Source organism: Nonomuraea thailandensis (genome assembly GCF_024172165.1).
Classification (GTDB): Bacteria; Actinomycetota; Actinomycetes; order Streptosporangiales; family Streptosporangiaceae; genus Nonomuraea; species Nonomuraea thailandensis.
In genome coordinates, this window is record NZ_JAMZEB010000002.1 from 5,590,194 (window position 1) to 5,609,822 (window position 19,629).

The 19,629-nt window shown below is 73.5% G+C and carries 18 protein-coding genes; 11 read left to right on the forward strand and 7 right to left on the reverse strand.

All coding sequences use genetic code 11. From position 1 onward, the window contains the following. Positions 1 to 18 precede the first annotated feature (18 nt). From HD597_RS29240 to HD597_RS29250, 3 genes are read right to left on the reverse strand one after another with little or no spacing between them, the layout of a single operon-like run. Positions 19 to 2,049, reverse strand: coding sequence for a xanthine dehydrogenase family protein molybdopterin-binding subunit (locus HD597_RS29240; RefSeq protein WP_253746126.1), 2,031 nt, complete (start codon positions 2,047 to 2,049; stop codon positions 19 to 21). Next, a complete protein-coding gene (locus HD597_RS29245) occupies positions 2,046 to 3,014 on the reverse strand; it encodes an FAD binding domain-containing protein (RefSeq protein ID WP_253746127.1) in 969 nt (322 codons plus the stop codon). Before HD597_RS29245 ends, HD597_RS29240 begins: the two co-directional genes overlap by 4 nt. After that, positions 3,011 to 3,499, reverse strand: coding sequence for a (2Fe-2S)-binding protein (locus HD597_RS29250; protein ID WP_253746128.1), 489 nt, complete (start codon positions 3,497 to 3,499; stop codon positions 3,011 to 3,013). The genes HD597_RS29245 and HD597_RS29250 overlap by 4 nt, the downstream gene beginning before the upstream one ends. A gap of 96 nt (positions 3,500 to 3,595) precedes the next feature. Here HD597_RS29250 and HD597_RS29255 point away from each other — a divergent pair, with 96 nt between their 5' ends. From HD597_RS29255 to recD2, 3 genes are all read left to right on the forward strand, one after another. After that, positions 3,596 to 4,729 (forward strand): acetate/propionate family kinase, encoded by a 1,134-nt coding sequence (locus HD597_RS29255; protein ID WP_253746129.1) that lies wholly within the window; start codon positions 3,596 to 3,598, stop codon positions 4,727 to 4,729. 37 nt (positions 4,730 to 4,766) lie between these two features. Continuing rightward, positions 4,767 to 6,026 carry an erythromycin esterase family protein gene (locus HD597_RS29260; RefSeq protein WP_253746130.1) on the forward strand — a complete coding sequence of 420 codons (1,260 nt, stop codon included), beginning with the start codon at positions 4,767 to 4,769 and terminating at the stop codon, positions 6,024 to 6,026. Positions 6,027 to 6,125: 99 nt separating this feature from the next. Next, positions 6,126 to 8,255, forward strand: a complete 2,130-nt coding sequence (gene recD2, locus HD597_RS29265) for an SF1B family DNA helicase RecD2 (protein WP_253746131.1) — start codon at positions 6,126 to 6,128, stop codon at positions 8,253 to 8,255. 10 nt (positions 8,256 to 8,265) lie between these two features. Here recD2 and HD597_RS29270 read toward each other — a convergent pair whose 3' ends face one another. Then, positions 8,266 to 11,199 (reverse strand): FAD-binding and (Fe-S)-binding domain-containing protein, encoded by a 2,934-nt coding sequence (locus HD597_RS29270; protein WP_253746132.1) that lies wholly within the window; start codon positions 11,197 to 11,199, stop codon positions 8,266 to 8,268. Between the two features lie 138 nt (positions 11,200 to 11,337). Here HD597_RS29270 and HD597_RS29275 point away from each other — a divergent pair, with 138 nt between their 5' ends. Next, entirely contained in the window at positions 11,338 to 11,865 is a 528-nt protein-coding gene (locus HD597_RS29275) for an RNA 2'-phosphotransferase (RefSeq protein WP_425572286.1), read from the forward strand. On the opposite strand, the gene ybiA is transcribed toward HD597_RS29275, so the two are convergent. Then, entirely contained in the window at positions 11,844 to 12,416 is a 573-nt protein-coding gene (gene ybiA, locus HD597_RS29280; RefSeq protein WP_253746134.1) for a riboflavin biosynthesis intermediates N-glycosidase, read from the reverse strand. The genes HD597_RS29275 and ybiA overlap by 22 nt on opposite strands. Before the next feature lie 175 nt (positions 12,417 to 12,591). Here ybiA and HD597_RS29285 point away from each other — a divergent pair, with 175 nt between their 5' ends. The 4 genes from HD597_RS29285 to HD597_RS29300 all read left to right on the forward strand — a co-directional run bounded on the left by HD597_RS29285 (position 12,592) and on the right by HD597_RS29300 (position 15,357). Next, positions 12,592 to 12,819 (forward strand): hypervirulence associated TUDOR domain-containing protein, encoded by a 228-nt coding sequence (locus tag HD597_RS29285; RefSeq protein WP_253746135.1) that lies wholly within the window; start codon positions 12,592 to 12,594, stop codon positions 12,817 to 12,819. After that, entirely contained in the window at positions 12,816 to 13,151 is a 336-nt protein-coding gene (locus tag HD597_RS29290) for a DUF3140 domain-containing protein (protein ID WP_253746136.1), read from the forward strand. The genes HD597_RS29285 and HD597_RS29290 overlap by 4 nt, the downstream gene beginning before the upstream one ends. A gap of 162 nt (positions 13,152 to 13,313) precedes the next feature. After that, complete coding sequence (locus tag HD597_RS29295) at positions 13,314 to 14,702, forward strand: TrkH family potassium uptake protein (RefSeq protein ID WP_443689987.1); 1,389 nt, start codon at positions 13,314 to 13,316, stop codon at positions 14,700 to 14,702. Continuing rightward, positions 14,686 to 15,357 carry a potassium channel family protein gene (locus tag HD597_RS29300; RefSeq protein ID WP_372513416.1) on the forward strand — a complete coding sequence of 224 codons (672 nt, stop codon included), beginning with the start codon at positions 14,686 to 14,688 and terminating at the stop codon, positions 15,355 to 15,357. The genes HD597_RS29295 and HD597_RS29300 overlap by 17 nt, the downstream gene beginning before the upstream one ends. Positions 15,358 to 15,373: 16 nt before the next feature. Here HD597_RS29300 and HD597_RS29305 read toward each other — a convergent pair whose 3' ends face one another. Next, positions 15,374 to 15,817 (reverse strand): CBS domain-containing protein, encoded by a 444-nt coding sequence (locus HD597_RS29305; protein ID WP_253746137.1) that lies wholly within the window; start codon positions 15,815 to 15,817, stop codon positions 15,374 to 15,376. 103 nt (positions 15,818 to 15,920) lie between these two features. Between HD597_RS29305 and HD597_RS29310 the strand changes: the two genes are divergently transcribed. Continuing rightward, entirely contained in the window at positions 15,921 to 16,526 is a 606-nt protein-coding gene (locus HD597_RS29310) for a TetR/AcrR family transcriptional regulator (protein WP_253746138.1), read from the forward strand. Between the two features lie 55 nt (positions 16,527 to 16,581). Here HD597_RS29310 and HD597_RS29315 read toward each other — a convergent pair whose 3' ends face one another. Next, entirely contained in the window at positions 16,582 to 17,505 is a 924-nt protein-coding gene (locus tag HD597_RS29315; RefSeq protein ID WP_253746139.1) for a nucleoside hydrolase, read from the reverse strand. A gap of 123 nt (positions 17,506 to 17,628) precedes the next feature. On the opposite strand from HD597_RS29315, the gene HD597_RS29320 reads away from it, so the two are divergent. Together HD597_RS29320 and HD597_RS29325 are read left to right on the forward strand one after the other, a co-directional pair. Next, positions 17,629 to 19,104 carry an MFS transporter gene (locus tag HD597_RS29320; RefSeq protein ID WP_253746140.1) on the forward strand — a complete coding sequence of 492 codons (1,476 nt, stop codon included), beginning with the start codon at positions 17,629 to 17,631 and terminating at the stop codon, positions 19,102 to 19,104. A 99-nt stretch (positions 19,105 to 19,203) separates the two neighbouring features. Beyond that, complete coding sequence (locus HD597_RS29325; protein ID WP_253746141.1) at positions 19,204 to 19,569, forward strand: STAS domain-containing protein; 366 nt, start codon at positions 19,204 to 19,206, stop codon at positions 19,567 to 19,569. Positions 19,570 to 19,629: the final 60 nt, after the last annotated feature.

Consider the following 19,629-nt stretch of genomic DNA (forward strand, 5'->3'; position numbering starts at 1 on the left):
CTTCCATGCAAAGCCCGGCTAAAACCTCGCCGCGAGGATCTTCGGCGGGGTGAGGGGCAGGTCACGGAAACGGTGCCCGGTGGCGTGGAAGACGGCGTTGCCGATCGCGGCGGCGGTGCCCACGATGCCGATCTCGCCGATGCCCTTGCTGCCCATCGGGTTGAGCTCGCCGTCCTGCTCGTCCAGCCAGACCGCCTCCACGTGCTGGGCGTCGGCGCAGGCCGGGACGTGGTACTGCGCCAGGTCCCGGTGGAGGAAGCCGCCGAACTCCTCGTCGGTGAGCGTCTCCTCCATCAGCGCCATGCCCATGCCCATCGTCATGCCGCCGAGGAACTGCGACCTGGCCAGCTTGGCGTCCACGATGTGCCCGGCGGCGAAGACGCCCAGCAGCCGCGACACGCGTACCTCGCCGGTCACCGCGCTGACCCGCACCTCGGCGAACTGGGCGCCGAAGGCGTGCCTGGCCAGCTCGGCGTCCGCCTTGACCTCGTCCGTGGTGTCGGCGCGGCCCTCCTTGCCGTCGCGCCGCAGCTCCTCGCAGGCGCGCACGACGGCCGTGCCCCAGGACGCGGTGCCCATGGAGCCGCCGGCCACCGGCGCCTCCGGCAGGTCGCTGTCGCCCAGCTCCACGTGCACCCGCTCCGGGTCGAGCCCGAGCGTGCCGGCGGCGATCCGCCTGAGCGCCGTGCGGGCGCCGGTGCCGATGTCGGCGGCGGCCACCTGGACGAGCACGTCGCCGTCGCGCATCGTGGCCACGGCCTTGCAGGGCGACCGCCTGGCCGGGTACGTCGAGGACGCCACGCCGGTGCCGACCAGCCACTCCCCCTCACGCCTGATGCCCGGCTCCGGGTCGCGGTGCTCCCAGCCGAACCGGTGTGCGCCCTCGCGCAGGCAGCCGACCAGGTTGCGGGAGCTGAACGGCAGGCCGCTGTCCGGCTCGGTCTCCGGGTCGTTGCGGACGCGCAGCTCGACCGGGTCCAGGCCGGCGGCGTAGGCCAGCTCGTCCATCGCGGACTCCAGCGCGTACATGCCGGGGCACTCCCCCGGCGCGCGCATCCACGACGGGGTGGCCACGTCCAGCCGGACCAGCCGGTGCCCGGTCCGCAGCGCGGGCGCGCCGTACATGACGCGGCTCGGGACGGTCGTCTGCTCGGCGAACTCGAGCAGCGTGGAGCTCTGCTCGTACGCGAGGTGCTCCAGCGCCGTGAGCCGGCCCTCGCCGTCCACGCCGATCCGCAGCCGCTGGATCGTGGGCGTGCGGTAGCCGGTGACGTCGAACATCTGCTGCCGGGTCAGCGCGATCTTGACCGGGCGGCCCACCATGCGGGCGGCCAGCGCGGCCAGGATCGCCTGCGGCCTGGTGGTGCCCTTGGAGCCGAACCCGCCGCCGACGTGCCTGGACACCACGCGCACCTGGTCCTCTGGCAGGCCGAGCGTCTTGGCGATGAGGGCGCGGCTGCCGGTGGTGCCCTGCGCGGTGTCGTACACCAGCAGCCGGCCCTCGGTGTCCCACAGGGCCAGCGCCGCGTGCGGCTCCATCGGGTTGTTGTGCAGGACGGGCGTCTCGTACGTGACGTCCACGCTCGCGGCGGCGGCCGTCAGCCCCGCCTCCACGTCGCCCTTGTCGGTGTCGGACGGGAAGTTCGGGTTGACCACCTCGGGCTGGTAGAGGCCGGGATGGTCGCTGCTCAGGCGCACGTCGTGGTCGTCGGCGTCGTAGTCGACGCGCACGTGCGCGGCGGCGTCGCGGGCGATCTCGTGGGTCTCGGCCACGACGGCGGCGACGATCTGGCCGCGGTAGGCCACCTCGCGGCTCTGGAACAGGGCCAGCTCGGGGTCGGCGTCCTCGGCCAGGCGGGGCGCGGCCTCGCAGGACAGCACGGCCAGCACGCCAGGCAGCTCCAGCGCGGGCGCGGCGTCCACGCGCTTGACGCGGCCCTTGGCGATCTGTGCCTGCACGACGAAGGCGTAGGCGACGTTCTCGGCCGGGTACTCGGCCGCGTAGGTGGCCAGCCCCGTGACCTTGACACGGCCCTCGGTACGGTTCATGCCGCGAGCTCCTCCAGCGTGGCGACGATCAGGTTACGGGCCAGCGGCACCTTGAAGGCGTTGCGCGGCAGCGGGCGGGCCTGCTCCAGCTCGGCCTCGGCGGCCTGCAGGAACGCCTCGCCGGTCGCCGGGCCGCCGATCAGGGCCCGCTCGGCGCGCTCCGCCCGCCAGGGCGCGTGGGCCACGCCGCCGAGCGCGATGCGGCAGCCGGCCACGTCGCCGTCCTGGACGTCGAGCACGGCGGCGATGGACACCAGGGCGAACGCGAACGACGCCCGCTCGCGCACCTTGCGGTAGAGCGAGGCGCCCGGCGGGGCGGGCGGCAGCTCGATGGCGGTGATCAGATCGCCGGGGTTCAGCACGGTGTCGCGCTCGGGCTCGTCGCCGGGCAGGCGGTGCAGGCCCGGCATGGGGAGGATGCGGTCGCCCCCGGGGCCGGTGACGTGCACCTGGGCGTCCAGCGCGGCCAGGGCCACGGCCATGTCGGAGGGGTGGGTGGCCACACAGGCGTCGGACGTGCCGAGGACGGCCAGGTTGGCGTGGTCGCCGGCGATGGCCGGGCAGCCGGAGCCAGGGCGGCGCTTGTTGCAGGGTCTGGTGACGTCCTGGAAGTAGGTGCAGCGGGTGCGTTGCAACAGGTTCCCGGCGACGGTGGCGACGTTGCGCACCTGGCCGGACGCGCCGGCCAGCACCGCGCGCGCCAGCATCGGGTAGCGGCTGCGGACCAGCGGGTCGGCGGCCAGGTCGGTGTTGCGCACGGTGGCGCCGATGCGGACACGGTCGCCGGCGGGCTCGATGGTGTCGAGCGGCAGGCGGCTGACGTCCACCAGGCGCTCCGGCTCGGCCACGCCCAGCCGCATGAGGTCCACGAGGTTGGTCCCGCCGCCCAGGTACATGGTGCCGGGGCCGAAGTCGCGCACGGCCTCGGCGGTGCTGCCGGCGCGGGCGTACTCGAAGGGTTTCACCGGGCCACCTCCTCGATCGCGCTGACGATGTTGACGTACGCGCCGCACCGGCACAGGTTGCCGCTCATGCGCTCGCTGATCTCCTCGGGCGTCAGGTCGGGGTCGACGAGGATGTCGCCGGTGACGGCGCTCGGGCCGGGCTCGCCGAGCATCCCGGCGGCCGAGCAGAGCTGCCCGGGCGTGCAGTAGCCGCACTGGAAGGCGTCGTGCTCCATGAACGCGCTCTGCAGCGGGTGCAGCTCCTCGCCCGTGGCCAGGCCCTCGACGGTGGTGATCTCCGAGCCGTCCACGGCCACCGCCAGCGCCAGGCAGGCGTTGGCCCGCCGCCCGTCGATCAGGACCGTGCAGGCGCCGCACTGGCCGTGGTCGCAGCCCTTCTTGGCGCCGATGAGGCCGAGCCGTTCGCGGAGCAGGTCGAGCAGTGACATCCGCGGGTCCACGTCCACCGTGCGCGGCACGCCGTTCACCTGCAGGGTGATATCCATTTCGCACGACTACCCGAGCTCTCGGAGAGGCAACCCCTGTGCCCGGTAAAGGCCGCCCGTCCGTTTTGCCGGAATGTCGAGGGGTAGCCGGGCGGCATGGACGAGCAGGCAGTGGAGTCGGCGGCGATACTCACCGTCAACGCGGGGTCGTCCAGCCTGCGCCTCGACCTCGTGCAGGGGGGCAGCGTGCTGGACAGCGCGCACGCCGAGCGCGCCGTCGACCCCGGCTCGGCCAGGGAGGAGCTGTCGGCGTTCCTCGGCGGTCACTTCGACCGCGACGTCAGGGCGGTCGCGCACCGGCTGGTGCACGGCGGCGACGTCGTGCGCGCGCCCGCGGTGGCCGACGACGAGACGGCCGAGGCGCTGCGCGGGCTCACGGATCTGGCGCCGCTGCACCTGCCGCCCGCGCTGGCCCTGCTGGAGGCGGCCCGCGAGCAGCTGCCCGCGGTGCCGCACGTGCTCTGCCCCGACACGGCCTTCCACGCGGGCCTGCCTGACGAGGCCGCCGTGTACGCCCTGCCGTCCGAGTGGCGCGACCGGTACGGCCTGCGCCGCTACGGCTTCCACGGCCTGTCGTACGCCTGGGCGGCGGACCGGGCCTGCGAGCTGCTGGGCCGGCCGCTGAACGAGCTGGACCTGGTGCTGGCGCACCTGGGCGGCGGCTGCTCGGTCGCCGCGGTGTCGGGCGGGCGCAGCCTGGACACCTCGATGGGCTTCACGCCGCTGGACGGCCTGCCCATGAGCAAGCGCTCGGGCAGCGTGGACCCGGGGATGCTGATGTGGCTGCTCGGGCGGGGGCGCCTGAGGGTGAAGGAGCTGGCGGAGGGGCTGGAACGCCGCTCCGGGCTGCTGGGGCTGTCCGGCGGGCGGTCCGGGGACACGCGGGAGCTGGTGGCGGCCGAGCGGGACGGCGACGAGGCGGCCGGGCTGGCGCTGCGGGTGTTCGCGCACCGGGTGGGGCGCGAGATCGCCGCCGCGGCCACCTCGCTGCGGCGCGTGGACGCGCTGGTGTTCACCGGGGAGATCGGCTGGGACCAGCCCGAGGTGCGCGAGGCCGTCTGCCGCCGCCTGGGCCTGCTCGGCGTCGAGCCGCCGGTCACGGGCAACCGCCACGACGACGGGACCGTCAGCGCGGACGGCGCCGCCGTACCGGTGCTGGTGGTCCAGGTGCGCGAGGAACTGCAGCTCGCCCGAGAATGCCTGGCGATGCTGGCCGAGGAGGAAGCATGACGAACCTCGCCCTTTCCGCTCTCGCCGAGGAGGAGCGATGACCAACCTCGACGAGGTGCGCCGGTCGGCGCTGCCGCTCACCGCTCCCGACGACCTCGGCCCGCTGCTCGAACGCGTCGGCGAGGCCAGGTTCGTGCTGATCGGCGAGGCCAGCCACGGCACCCACGACTTCTACGCCTGGCGGGCCGAGCTGACCCGCCGCCTGATCGCCGAGAAGGGCTTCGGCTTCGTCGCCGTCGAGGGCGACTGGCCCGACTGCGAGCGGGTCGACCGCGCCGTCACCACCGGCGCCGACCCCTACGACGCCCTGTACGGCTTCGAGCGCTGGCCCACGTTCATGTGGGCCAACGAGGAGGTCGTCGCCTTCTGCCGCTGGCTGCGCGACTGGAACGCGCAGCGCCCGCCCGGCGAGCGCTGCGGCTTCCACGGCCTGGACGTCTACAGCCTCTGGGACTCCCTGCGCGCCGTCCGCCGCTACGCCGCCGCCCACCTGCCCCAGCAGATGGACGCGGTGATGCAGGCCCTGTACTGCTTCGAGGCCTACGGCCACGACCCGCAGCAGTACGGCCTGGCCACCCGGCTGGTGCCCGGCACCTGCGAGGACGAGGTGGTGAACCTGCTGGCCACGCTGGGCGGCGGCGAGCTCGGGGTGCGGCAGAACGCCGAGATCGTGGCGGGCGCGGAGCGCTACTACCGGGCCATGGTCCGCGGCGGCCCCGACTCCTGGAACATCAGGGACGTGCACATGGCCGACACCCTGGACCGGCTGGCCGAGCACCACGGCTCCGATCACGCGGCCAAGGGCGTGGTGTGGGCGCACAACACGCACATCGGCGACGCCCGGGCCACCGACATGGCCGCCGCCGGGATGACGAACCTCGGGCAGCTCGCCCGCGAGCGGCACCGCGAGGACGTGGTGCTCGTGGGGTTCGGCACGCACCGCGGCACGGTGGTGGCCGGCGACCGGTGGGGCGCGCAGCACCACGTCATGCGGGTGCCGCCGGCGCGGCCCGCGTCGCTGGAGGCGTTCCTGCACGAGGCGCTGCCCGGGCAGGACGCGCTGTTCCTGGTGCCGCCGCCCGGCCTGCGGGCCGACTGGTACGACGAGCCGATGGGGCACCGGGCGATCGGCGTGGTGTACCACCCGGAGCGGGAGCGCTGGGGCAACTACGTGCCCACGGTCGTGGGCCGCCGCTACGACGCCTTCCTGTGGCTGGACGAGACCAGGGCCGTGCACCCGCTGCACGGCGAGCCGTGGGGCGACGTGGAGCCGGAGACGTACCCGACGGCCATGTGAGCCCACGGCCACGCCGGATGACGGCGGTGTGAGGCGACGGCCGTGTGAGCCGACGGCCGTGTGAGGCGTTTGTCGGTCGCGGATGGTTTGATCTCCCGTGTGGAGGCCTCCGTCGAGCAGCTCGTCTACGTCCGCGACGACGAGTACACCGTCGCGCGCATGAGCGCGGACGGCGTGCCCGACTTCGTGGCCACCGGGCGCGCGCTGGCCGGCATCCAGCCGGGCGAGACGCTGCGGCTGCTCGGCGACTGGAGCCGGCACCCGCGTTACGGCCGCCGCTTCGCGGTCACCGGCTGCGAGCGGGTGACGCCGTCGTCGGTGCGGGCCATCCGCATCTATCTGGGGTCGGGCCTGATCAGGGGGATCGGGCCGCGGCTGGCGTACGCGATCGTCGACCACTTCGGCGAGGCCACGCTCAAGGTCATCGACAGCGAGCCCGGGCGGCTCACCGAGGTCGTCAACATCGGGCCGCAGCGGCAGGGCCAGATCGTGCAGGCGTGGCAGGAGCAGAAGGCCATCGCCGCGCTCATGGTGACGCTGCAGGGGCTCGGGGTCAGCCCGCTGCTGGCCGCCAAGATCTACCAGGTGTTCGGCAAGGACGCCGACGAGGTGCTGGCCACCGACCCCTACCGGCTGATCGGGCGGGTCAGGGGCATCGCGTTCCGCATCGCCGACCGCATCGCCCTGCAGTCGGGGGTGCCCGAGCGCAGCCCGCAGCGGATCAAGGCGGCGCTGCTCGACCGGCTGGAGGCGGCGGGCAGCCGCGACGGCCACTGCTACCTGCCGGTGCCGACGCTGGTCAGGGAGGCGGCCGAGCTGATCGAGCAGGATCAGGAGAGCGTGAGCCCGATGGTCGACGCGCTGGCGGCCGACCGGCGGCTGGTCGTGGAGGCGGCGCCCGGCCGGCCGGGGCAGGTGGTCGCGTACGCCAAGCACGTGCACAGCCGCGAGGTGGCGCTCACCGCCCAGCTCACGGCGCTGCTGCGGGCCCGCTCGACGCTGCCGCTGCGCGCCTACCGCGAGGACCCGGGCCTGCACGAGGACCAGCGCGCCGCCCTCACGATGGCGCTGACCAGCACCGTCTCGATCATCACCGGCGGCCCGGGGTGCGGCAAGAGCCACACGGTCAGGGCCATCGCCACCACCGTGCGGGCCGCGGGCGGCTCGGTGACGCTCACCGCGCCGACCGGCAAGGCCGCCAAGCGGCTGTCGGAGCTGACGGGGCTGCCCGCGATGACCGTGCACCGCATGCTCGCCCAGCAGCCCGACCCCGACCCCGAGACGCTGTTCGACGAGCGGCCGTCGCAGGCCGACCTGATCGTGGTGGACGAGGCGTCCATGCTCGACCTGCACCTGGCCACCCGGCTCAGCTCGGCGGTGCGGCCCGGCAGCCACCTGCTGCTCATCGGCGACGGCGACCAGCTCCCCAGCATCGGCCCCGGCGACGTCCTGGCCGACCTGCTGCGGGTGACGGCGATCCCGCGGGTCCAGCTCACCCACGTCTTCCGCCAGGCGGGCGACAGCGGCATCATCGGCGCCGCCCACCGCATCCGCGCTGGCCGGCTGCCGGCCGTGCCGGGCGGGGGCGGGTTCTGGTTCGAGGAGCTCGACGATCCGGAGCAGGTGGCGCGGCGGGTGGCGCACCTGGCGATGGTGGCGATCCCCCGCAAGCAGGACGTCGAACCCGGCCAGGTGCAGGTGCTGTGCCCGATGCGCAAGGGCGAGACGGGCGCCACGGCGCTCGGCCGGCTGATCCAGGACCAGCTCAATCCGGCCGCAGACGACAAGCCGGAGCACTGGTCGGGCGCCACGGTCTTCCGGGTGGGCGACCGCGTGATGCCGATCCGCAACAACTACGACAAGGGCGTCTTCAACGGCGAGACGGGCACGGTGACCGCGGTGGTGCGGGAGGAGCGCGTGATCGAGATCCGCACCGACGACGGCGAGAGCGTGCGGTACGGCTTCGACGAGCTCGACGACCTGACGCACGCGTACGCGATCAGCGTGCACCGCTCGCAGGGCAGCGAGTACCCGTTCGTGGTCGCGCCGATCGTCGCCGAGTCCGGCGGGATCATGCTGCGCCGCAAGCTGCTCTACACGCTGGTGACGCGGGCCAAGGCGTGGGTGGTGCTGGTGGGGCAGCGGGAGGCCCTGGAGCTGGCGGTGCACCGGCTGGGCCAGCCCAGGAACACCGGCCTGTCGCGCAGGCTCGCGCTGAGCCTCGAATGAGGCCCGGCCGCTAGCGCGGGCGCAGGGCGGCGGCCAGGATCTCGGCCAGGTGGCGGCCCTGGCGGCCGGTGCGGGCGGCGGCGATCTGGGTGCGGCAGGAGAAGCCGTCGGCGAGGATGGCCTCCGAGTCGCTCGCCGACCGCACCGCGGGCCACAGCCCCTCCTCGGCGCAGGCCACCGACACGTCGTAGTGCTCCCGCTCGAACCCGAAGTTCCCGGCCTGCCCGCAGCACCCGGAGTCGAGCACGTTCGTACGGAACCCGAACCGCGCCAGCACGGCCCGATCCGCGTCGTACCCCATGACGGCGCTCTGGTGGCAGTGCACCTGAGCCAGCACCGACCCGCCTGCCGAGGACGGGCGCCAGTCGGGCGCCCGCTGTTCCAGCAGCTCCGACAGCGTCAGCGTGCGCTCGGCCACGAGCCGCGTCTGCGCCGTGTTGAGCAGTTCCGGCCCGTCGGAGCGGAACACGGCGGTGCAGCTCGGCTCCAGCCCCACCACCGGCACCCCCGCCTCGGCCCACGGCAGCAGCGCCCGCACGCTGCGCGCCAGCACCCGGCGGGCGATCCCGAGCTGTCCCGTGCTGATCCAGGTCAGCCCGCAGCACAGCGTCACCGGCGGCACGTGCACCTCGAACCCGGCGGCCTCCAGCACCTCCACGGCCGCCCGTCCCACGCGCGGCTCGAAGTTGTTGGAGAACGTGTCCGCCCACAGCACCACGCGCCCCCGCGTGCCGGGCCCGACCACGCCACGCCCCTTGTGCCAGTCGGTGAACCGCTCCCCCGCGAACCGCGGCAGCGCCCGCCGCCCGGAGACCCCGGCGACGGCCTTGACCAGCCGTGACAGCCCCGGCGTCTGGGTGAAGGCGTTGACCACGTGCGGGGCCGCGGAGGCGAGCGCCGCCCACAGCGGCAGCCATCCCATGGAGTAGTGCGCGGCCGGCCGCAGCCGGTGCCGGTAGTGGTGGGCGAGGAACTCGGCCTTGTACGTGGCCATGTCCACGTTCACCGGGCACTCGGCCCGGCAGCCCTTGCAGGCCAGGCAGAGGTCGAGCGCGTCGCGCACGGCCTCGGACCGCCAGCCGTCGGTGATCAGGTCGCCGCGCACCATCTCCTCCAGCAGCCTGGCCCGCCCGCGCGTGGAGTGCTCCTCCTCGCGGGTGACCCGGTAGCTGGGGCACATGACGCCGCCCTCGAACGTCTGCTTGCGGCAGGTGCCCGTCCCCACGCAGCGGGTGGCGGCGTGGCCGAAGCGCCCGTGGTCGGCCGGGTAGCCGAAGAACGTGTGCCGGGGCTCCAGCGGGTAGAAGTGCCGCTGCGCTAGGTCCTGGTCGAGGCGGTGCGGGTGGACGACCTTGCCGGGGTTCATCCGGTCGCGCGGGTCGAAGATCGCCTTGAGGCGGCCGAACGCCTCCACCACGGACTCGCCGAACATGCGTGGCAGCAGCTCGGCCAGCGCCTGCCCGTCGCCGTGCTCGCCCGACAGCGACCCGCCGTAGGAGGCGACCAGGTCGGCGCCCTCCTCGGCGAACCTGCGGTACCTGGCGATGCCGTCGTCGGTGTGCAGGTCGAGCGGGAGCCTGCCGTGCACGCAGCCCTGCCCGAAGTGGCCGTACAGGGCCGAGTGGGCGTAGCCGTGGCGATGCCGCAGCCGGTCGTAGTCGCGCAGGTAGGCGCCCAGCCGCTCGGGCGGGACGGCCGCGTCGGACCAGCCCTCGTACGTCTGCCGCCCGGTCGGCGGGTACGCCTCCACGCCCAGCCCGGACTCGCGCAGCCGCCACAGCTCGTCCTCCCTGGCAGGGTCGCCCAGGAACGCGTGCGACGGCGCGGGCCTGCCGTCGCTGCGGCACAGGTCGCGCATCATGTCCTCGGCCCGCTGGCGCGCCTCGTCGGCGGTGTCGCCACCGAACTGCACCAGCAGCCAGCCGGCCCCGGGCGGCAGGTCGCGCAGCGCGGGGTCGTGCGGGCGCTCGGCGCGGGCCAGCCGGTACATGGTCTCGTCCATGGCCTCCAGCGCCAGCGGGCGGTGGGCGGCGACGGAGGGGACGGCGTCGGCGGCGGCGAAGATGTCGTGGAAGCCGAGGACGGCCAGGGCCCGGGCGGCCGGGCGCGGCACCACGGCCAGCTCGGCGCGCAGCACGGTGACGAGCGTGCCCTCGCTGCCGACGAGGGCGCGGGCCAGGTTGAAGCCGTTCTCGGGCAGGAGCTGGTCCAGGTTGTAGCCCGACACGCGCCGTTCGAGCCGGGGGAAGCGGGTGCGGACCAGCTCCATCGTGTCGTCGCGCAGGTCGCGCAGCTGCCGGTAGATCTCGGCCAGGCGCCCGCCCTCGGCCTGGATGCGGGCGTACTCGTCGGCGCCGGTCGGCCCCACCCACGCGCGCACGCCGTCGTAGGTGAGGATCTCCAGCCGCAGCACGGAGTCGGCCATCTTCCCGTACGCCTGGGCGGAGGCCCCGCACGAGTCGTTGCCGATCATGCCGCCGAGGGTGCAGGCGCGGTGGCTGGAGGGTTTGGGCCCGACCATCAGCCCTTCGTCCTCCAGGACGTGGTTGACGTGGTCCAGCACGGCTCCGGCCTGCACGACGATCCGCCGCCCCGGCACGTCCACGGACTCCACCCGGCCGCAGTGCTTGGACCAGTCGATCACCACGGCCACGTTGCAGCACTGCCCGGCCAGGCTGGTGCCACCGCCGCGCGACAGCACCGGCACGTCCCTGGACCGGCACACCGACACCGCCGCCACCCCGGCGTCGAGATGGCGCGGCACGACCACGCCGATGGGGACCTGCCGGTAGTTGGAGGCGTCCGTGGAGTAGGCGGCGCGGCTGCCCGTGTCGAAGCGCACCTCCCCGTCCACGGCCTCCTCCAGCCGCCGGCGCAGCGTCTCGACGTCGATCTCGCGCGGTGCGGGCGCGTGGGTGACGGGCGTTGTGACCTGGGTGTCCATGCCCGGCCCTTACCCTGGCCGCCCCACCCGAGCCCCAACGAAGCGCCAAGGCGCGCCCTGAATGTCCGCTATGGCGGGATAACGATTGGCGGCGGGGCCTCGCACGCGGCACCATGACCAGTGATGGACGAACGTCGCATGATACGCGTTTCCAAGTATCTCGCCAGGCATCTGCGGCACGATCCGCAGCGCATCGGCCTCACGCTCGATCCGGCCGGCTGGGTGGAGGTGGAGGAGCTGCTGCGGGCCGCCGCCGCGCACGGCTTCCCGATCACGCACGACGAGCTGCGGACCGTCGTCGCCGCCAACGACAAGCGCCGCTACGCGATCGAAGCGGGACGGATCAGGGCCAGCCAGGGGCACTCGGTGCCGGTGGACCTGGGGCTGCCCGCGATCGAGCCGCCCGAGGTGCTCTACCACGGCACGGTGGGGCGGTTCCTGGCGGCGATCAGGCGGGAGGGCCTGCGGCCGATGAGCCGGCACCACGTGCACCTGTCACCCGACCGGGAGACGGCCACGCGGGTGGGGACCCGGCGGGGCGTCCCGGTGGTGCTGGTGGTGGCGTCGGGGGTGATGCACGCCGACGGGCACGCGTTCCTGCGCAGCGCCAACGGGGTGTGGCTGGTGGACCACGTGCCGCCGGGTTACCTGCGGTTCCCGTCCTGAAGGATGCTCCTGGCGGCCATCAGGGCGAAGCCGAGCAGGTTGAGGCCCTGCCACCGCCCCGGCGAGGCGGCGCGGTCGTCGTCGGCCGCCAGGCCGATGCCCCACACCCGGTCAACAGGGCTGGCCTCGACGAGGACGCGCCGGCCGGTGCCGAGCAGGTAACCGGTCAGCTCGTCGTCCCGGCCGAACTTGGCCACGTTGCCGCGTACGACGATGTCGAAGCGGCGCTCCTCCCATCTCGCCTGGTCGTAGCCGCGCACGCCGCGGCCGAGCGCCTTGGCCTGCGCGGGATGCCCGGCGGCGAGGATCCCGGCCGCCGCCTCCTCGTCGCCGAACAGCCACGCCTTGTGCGCCATCATGTAGTGCTCGGCCGAGGCGAACGTGTGCCCGTCCTCAGTGAACCTGACCGGCCACCACTGGCTCAGGCAGCCCTGACCGACGCTGCCGTCGCGGGTGGGCTGGTGCCCCCAGAAGTACAGGTATTTCAGGCGTCTGCCGCGCCGCTCGGCGGCGGCCAGCTCCTCGACGGTCAGGGGAAGGTCATCGGACATGGCGCATAGTATGCCCGGCAGCCCTCCTCGGGCGCGCAGGGATTTCCGGCCCGCGGGGCGCCGGCTCCGGCGGGCCGAGGCGCCGGTCACGGAGCTGCGCGAGTTCTTCGGCTCGCCGCGGTAAAGAAACGGTGCCCGGCCGCTGGCAGGCGGCGCGGCGGGTAGCGCGGCTCGCATGGCCAAGAAGAAGAAGCAGGACCTGTCCCCGGGGGACGAGGTCTCCTGGAGCAGCCACGGCTCCACCGCCCAGGGCAAGGTCGAGAAGAAGATCACCAAGCGGCAGAAGGAGGCCGGGCGCACGGTCGCCGCCTCCCCCGAGGAGCCCCAGTACGTGGTGCGCAGCGAGAAGAGCGGCGGCAAGGCCGTGCACAAGCCGTCGGCGCTGCGCAAGGGCCGGAAATGACCTCCGACGCCGACAGGAAGGCGATCGCGGACGCGTTCGGCGAGGCCGTGAACATGACCGCGAAAGAGCTCGAGCAGTGGCTGGCCACCGGCGAGTCGAAGTCCGTCGGGCAGAAGGACGACGGCGGCGAGTCGGTGGGGCACGAGTCCGGCCGGAAGATCGTGGAGCTGCTGCGCGGCAAGAGGTCCGACTGGTCGGACGGCGACTACGCGCACATGAACAAGGTCGTCGGCTACGTCCGCCGCCACCTCGCCCAGCGTCCCTCGGGCGACGTCACCGACACCCGGTGGCGGTACTCGCTCATGAACTGGGGTCACGACCCGCTCAAATGAGCACCACTTCGCATCGTTTTCCCATAGTTTCTGCGTCAAGAAGGCGTAGGTGCGCTGGTGCTCGCGCGGACTGTTACGGTAGTGCGCGGTGCGCCGGGAAGTCTGGTCGGCAAGGGACTGCCGGTCGGATGTTCGGGGGAGGCGTTCGCGAATGCGTGGCAGATGTCGTCGCTGCCGCTGCTGCCGGAGCGGGGTGCGGTGATGGGGGTGCTGACGCCGTTCACCTCCCGGTTCAGGCATCCCGCCCAGGTCGTCGTCGCCGCGTTCGGCCTGACCGTCGCGGTCGGCACCACCCTGCTCGCGCTGCCGATCGCCACCACCGAGGGCGTCTCAGCGGGCTGGGTCGCCGCGCTGTTCACCGCGACGTCCGCCGTCTGCGTGACGGGGATGGCCATCGTCGACACCGAGTCGCACTGGTCGGTGTTCGGCGAGCTGGTGATCGCCGGGCTGGTCCAGGCCGGCGGCCTGGGGATCATGACGATGGCGACCGTGTTCACGCTGCTCCTGTCCGGCCGGTTAGGCCTGCGGGCCAGGATCGCGGTGCAGGCCGAGACCAAGACGCTGAGCATGAGCGACGTGCGGCACGTCCTGCGCAAGGTGGTCGTGTTCAGCCTCATCTGCGAGGCCGTCGCCGCCGCGGTGCTCACCACCCGGTTCGTGACCGGCTACGACGAGCCGTTCGGCCGCGCCCTCTACCTCGGCGTCTTCCACGCGATCAGCGCCTTCAACGACGCCGGCTTCGCGCTGTGGCCCGACAGCCTCATGCGGTTCGTCTCCGACGGGTGGATCTGCCTGACCGTGGCGATCGCCAGCATCATCAGCGGGCTCGGCTTCCCCGTGGTGTTCGAGCTGGCCCGCTCCTGGCGGCGCCCCGGCAAGTGGACGATCCTGACGAAGATCACGGTGTGGGTGACCGCAGTGCTGCTGGTGCTCGGCACCCTGGCGTTCCTGGTGATCGAGTGGCGCAACCCCAGGACGCTCGGGCCGCTCGACGACGGCGGCAAGGTGCTGGCGGCCTTCTTCGCCGCGGTCATGCCGCGCTCGGCCGGCTTCAACACCCTCGACATCTCCCAGATGCACCCGTCGAGCTGGCTGACCACCGACCTGCTGATGTTCATCGGCGGCGGCAGCGCGGGCACCGCGGGCGGCATCAAGGTGACCACGATCGGGCTGCTGGCCTTCGTCGTGTGGGCCGAGCTGCGCGGCGAGGGCCGGGTGAACATCGGCCACCGCAGCCTCCCGGACACCGCGCAGCGCCAGGCCGTGACGATCACCGCGCTGGGCGTCACGATCGTGGGCCTGGCCACGTACCTGCTGCTCGCCCTCACCCCGTACAGTCTCGACCAGGTCCTGTTCGAGGTGGTCGCGGCGTTCGGCACGGCGGGCCTGTCCACCGGCATCACCGCGAACATCGGCACGGCCGGGCATCTGCTGCTGGTCGTGCTCATGTTCATCGGCCGGATCGGCCCACTCACCCTGGGCTCCGCCCTGGCGCTCAACAGGCGCGCCCGGCACTACGAGCTACCCGAGGAGCGTGTCATCGTTGGTTGAGTACAAGGGCGACCCGGTCGTCGTCATCGGTCTGGGCCGGTTCGGCACCTCGCTGGCGCTGGAGCTGACCCGGCGCGGCACCGAGGTCCTGGCCATCGACCACCGTCCCAAGATCACCCAGGGCCTCGCGGGCCGGATCACGCAGATCGCGACCGCCGACGCCACCGACATGGAGGCCCTGCGCCAGCTCGGCGTGCCGGACTTCTACCAGGCGGTGGTGGCCGTCGGCAGCGACATCGAGGCCAGCATCCTGACCACGTCCCTGCTGGTCGAGCTGGAGATCAACGACATCTGGGCCAAGGCCGTCAGCACCCAGCACGGCCGCATCCTCAGCCGCATCGGCGCCCACCACGTCGTCTTCCCCGAGCACGACATGGGCGAGCGCGTCGCGCACCTGGTCAGCGGCCGCATGCTCGACTACATGCAGGTGGACGAGGACTTCGCCATCGCCAAGACGATCCCGCCGAAGGAGTACGTGGGCGTCCCCCTCGGCCGCTCCAACCTGCGCCGCAAGTACGGGGTCACGATCGTGGCGGTGAAGCCGCCGGACGAGGAGTTCACCTACGCCACGGCGGAGACGGAGCTGTCGTACGGCGACATCGTCCTGGTCTCGGGCCGCACCGAGCAGGTCGAGCGCTTCGCCGAGCTCCCGTAACGCGGGGGCGTGCCGGTCAGAGCCGCAGGGCGTGGTCGAGCAGCGACTGCAGCGTGACGGCCCCGACCAGCCCCTCCTCGTCCACCACCGCGACGAGCGGGCTGCGCGTGCGTGCCATCAGCGCCGCCAGCTCCAGCACCGTCGCCTTGGCGTCGGTCACCGGCAGCTCGCGCGGCTGCTCCGGCAGGCACTCCCGCACGGTCCTGCCGCCGAGCCGGTGCAGGAACCGGTCCGCGTGGGCCTCGTCCACCACCCGCGCCAGCGCCGGATCGTCCTGGCAGTACGCCGGCACCGCCAGCCGCAGCACCTGCGTGCCGGGCAGGATGCTGTGCGGCCGCCCGGCCTCGTCGACCAGGATGAGCCCTGGCAGGTCGCGGTCGGCCAGCAGCTTGGCCGCCTCCAGCGCCGGGGTGTCGAGGGTGACCGTCGGGAAGTCGACGGCTAGCTCACGTGCGCGCATCGATCGCCTCCGATCTCCAGCGTAGCCGCCGCCGGGGCCGGGGCGGGCGGCCCGTGGAGCGCCCTTCCGGGGTGTTCGGGGCCGGGCGTCGTAGGGTGGTCTCATGGTCAAGGCCGCGGCACGACAGCCCGTACCCGTCAGGCGCGCGGACGCCGAGCGCAACATCGCCGCGATCCTCGAGGCCGGGACACGGCTGCTCAGCGCCGACCCCACGGCCAGCGTGGCCGACATCGCCAAGGCCGCCGGGGTGGGGCGGGTCACCCTGTACGGGCATTTCCCGTCGCGTGAGGCGCTGGTGGACGCCGTGCTCGACCACGCGGTGGGCATGGCGGACGCCGTGCTGGAGGACGAGTCGATCGACACGGCGCCCGCGCCGGAGGCGATGGCCGGGCTGCTGCGCTCGTCGTGGGAGATCCTCGACCGGCACCGGCGGCTGTTCCTGGCGGCCGACCGGGTGCTGGCCACCGAACGCATCAGGGAGCACCACGAGGCGCCGCTGCGGCGGGTCGAGCGGCTCATCGAGCGGGGCCGGCGCGACGGCGACTTCCGCGGCGACCTGCCGTTGCCGTGGCTGGTGACCGCGTTCTTCTCGATCATCCACAGCGCCGCGCAGGAGCGGGAGGTGGGCCGGCTCGCGCCGGAGGAGGTGGAAGAGGTGCTGATCAAGACGATGTCGTCGCTGCTCCTCCCGCCCGCCGCCGCGTCGTAGGCGCGGCGATCAGGCTCCGCGCCGCCCGTCCCGTCTGGCCGGCGACGCTGGTCGCCTACCGCTGAGCCCGCTCGACGGCCTCGATCCAGACGTCGTCGAAGGCCCGCACGTCCAGGTCGGTCAGCACGTGCGTCAGGCGCCCGCCGGGGTCGTCCTCGAAGCGCAACCGCTCCCCTTCGAGAACGGGCCGCACCCGCCGCTCCTGGACGACGGCCCCGCTCCAGCCGAGCGCCACGGCGCACGCGACCGGGTCCCAGTGGAAGTTGACCAGGTCGTCGGGCAGCCCGGCGTGGGCGCGGCCGAGCTCCGTCATGCCGGCGTCCGCGGCGTAGGCGCCGCACTGGCGGGCGAGCAGCTCGCCCAGGGGGCCGGAGGCGGCCAGGCGGGGCAGGTGGGCGGCCCGCAGGTGCGACCTGGCGGCGACGGGCAGCGGGACCAGGGTGAGCCGGGCGCGCTCGGCCATCAGCTCGGCGGCCCGGGGGTCGCACTGCGTGTTCCAGTCCATCTCGGGCCCCCAGGCGGGCAGGCCGGTGCCGAGGGGGCCCAGCCATCCACCCATGGCCACCACGGGCGCCCCGTCGAGCCTGCCGGGCCGCGCCGCGTGCAGCAGCGCCAGGTTGGTGAAGGGCCCGACGGCCGCGATGGTGGCGCCCTGCTCGATGCTGCGCTCCAGCAGGTCGATCGCCGCTTCCGGCGGCGCCGGGCGAGGAGCGACGGGAACGCCCCAGTACCGCTCGTGATCGGGCAGGTCGCCCATGGGCCGGCCCGTGGTGGACGACCTTCCCGCCCCGGCCGCGACCGGGATGTCCTGGCGCCCTGCCAGGCGCAGGCAGTGCTCGACGTAACCGGCCCGGCGGCCGTCGGGGTCGCCGCAGGTCGTGATGCCGACGACCGTCACGTCCGGCCGGCCCAGGACCATCGCCAGGGCGCACAGGTCGTCAGGATCGCCGCCCAGGTCGGTGTCGAGGTGCAGGCGCATGCCAGGCATCCTGCCGCCTGCCGCGCCGGACCGCCATGGCTTTTCCGCCGCTCCCAACACGGTACCCCCGTACCGTTTACATGTGTTAACTTGAACATCGATGTTCAAGTTAAGGAGTTGCGGATGAGTCGTCACGACATGCCCGGCCCCGCGCCGAAGGCCGGCGGGTGGGCCGTGCTGGTGCTGCTGTGCCTGGCGCAGTTCATGCTGATCGTCGACATCACGGTGGTGCAGGTCGCGCTGCCGTCCATCGGGGCCGATCTGGCGCTCGGCCGCGAGGCGCTGACCTGGGTGGTGACCGCGTACACGCTCTGCTTCGGCGGGCTCATGGTGCTCGGCGGGCGGCTCGCCGACGTGCTCGGCGCGCGCAGGACGCTGCTGGCGGGGCTCGGGCTGTTCACGGCGGCGTCGCTGGTGTGCGGGCTGGCCGGGAGCGGGGCCGCGCTCGTCGCCGGGCGGGCGCTGCAGGGGGTCGGCGCGGCGCTGCTGTCACCGGCGGCGCTGGCGGTGATCGTCTCCACCTTCCACGGCGAGCGGCGCGCACGCGCGCTCGGCGTGTGGGCCGCGATCGGCGGCACGGGGGCGGCGCTGGGCGTGCTCGTCGGCGGGCTGCTGACCGCGGGGCCCGGCTGGGCCTGGGTGTTCTTCGTCAACGTGCCGATCGGGCTGGCGGTGCTGGCCGCCGTGCCCGCGCTGGTGCCGGGCGCCGCGGGGCGGCGCGAGCCGGTGGACGTGCCGGGCGCCCTGGTCGTCACGCTGGCGACGGCGCTGCTGATCTACGGGGTGGTCGCGGCGGGCGACGCCGGGTGGGGGGCGGCGGGCACGGTGCTGCCGCTGGCCGGGGCGGTGCTGCTGTACGCGCTGTTCGTCGTCGTCGAGCGGTCCGTACGGTCCCCGCTCATGCGGGCCGGGACGCTCGCCCGCCGGCCGGTGATCTCGGGGACGTTCGTGATGCTGGTGGCCACCGGGCTGATGCTGGGCCTGTTCTTCCTCAGCACGCTCTACCTGCAGCACGTGCTCGGGTTCAGCCCGCTGGAGACCGGGCTGATCTTCCTGCCCGCGGCCGTCGCCATCACGGCCGGCGCGCAGCTCGGCGGCCGTCTCATCGGGCGGATCGGCGGCCGGCCGGTGGCGGTGGCGGCTTTCGTGCTGACCGCGGCGGGTGCGGCGCTGATGGCGCAGGTCTCCCCGGGCGCCGGCGTTCACACGACGCTGCTGCCCGGGTTCGTGCTGGCCTCGCTGGGCATCGGCCCGGCGTTCGTGACGGCCACCACGACGACCATGGCGAACATCCCTCCTGGCGAGAACGGCGTGGCCTCAGGGGTGATCAGCACCTTCCACGAGCTCGGCGGCTCGATCGGGGTGGCCGTCGTGTCCACCGTGGCCGCCGCCGGCCTCGCGCCCGGCGCGCCGGGCGCCGGCGGGTTCGTGGCCGGGTTCACGCTGTGCGCGGTGGTGGCGGGGGCCGCGGGGGTCGTCGCGCTCGGGCTGGTGCCGGGCGGGAGACCCGCGGCCGCGTTCGTCGGGCACGGGCACGGGCACGGGCAGGGGCAGGGGCACGGGCAGGGGCACGGGCAGGGGCACGGGCACGGCGGCTGAGCGCGTCGCATCAGCAAAAACCGGGATATCGCCGACGACTCCGGCGGACTATCCTTCATTGATGGTCAAATTCCGCCGGCGGAAGCGGTGAATCCGCAGATGCCGCCATTAACGCTGGCGCACCAGCACCTGCACGGGGTGACCGTGATCGCCGTGACCGGTGAGATGGACGCCACCAACCGGGCCGACCTGGAGACCTACCTCCGGGAGGCCCAGGCGGCTCCCGCGAAGAGGCTGGTGTTCGACCTGTCCGGGGTGCCCTTCATGGACAGCTCCGGGCTGCATGTCCTGTTGAAGTGCGCCACCGACTGCCTGAAGGCCGGTGGCGCCGTGCACCTGGCGGCCGTGCAGCCCCTGCCCGCCCGGCTGTTCGAGATCACGGGCGTGGTGGCGCACATCCCGGTGCACGAGCGGGTCGAGGACGCCGTGACCGCCGCGCTCGACTCGTCGGAACGCTCCATCTAGCGACCGTACGACCACGGAGAGCTCCCCAGCCCCTCCCGGCACACCCGCACCACCCGCGGA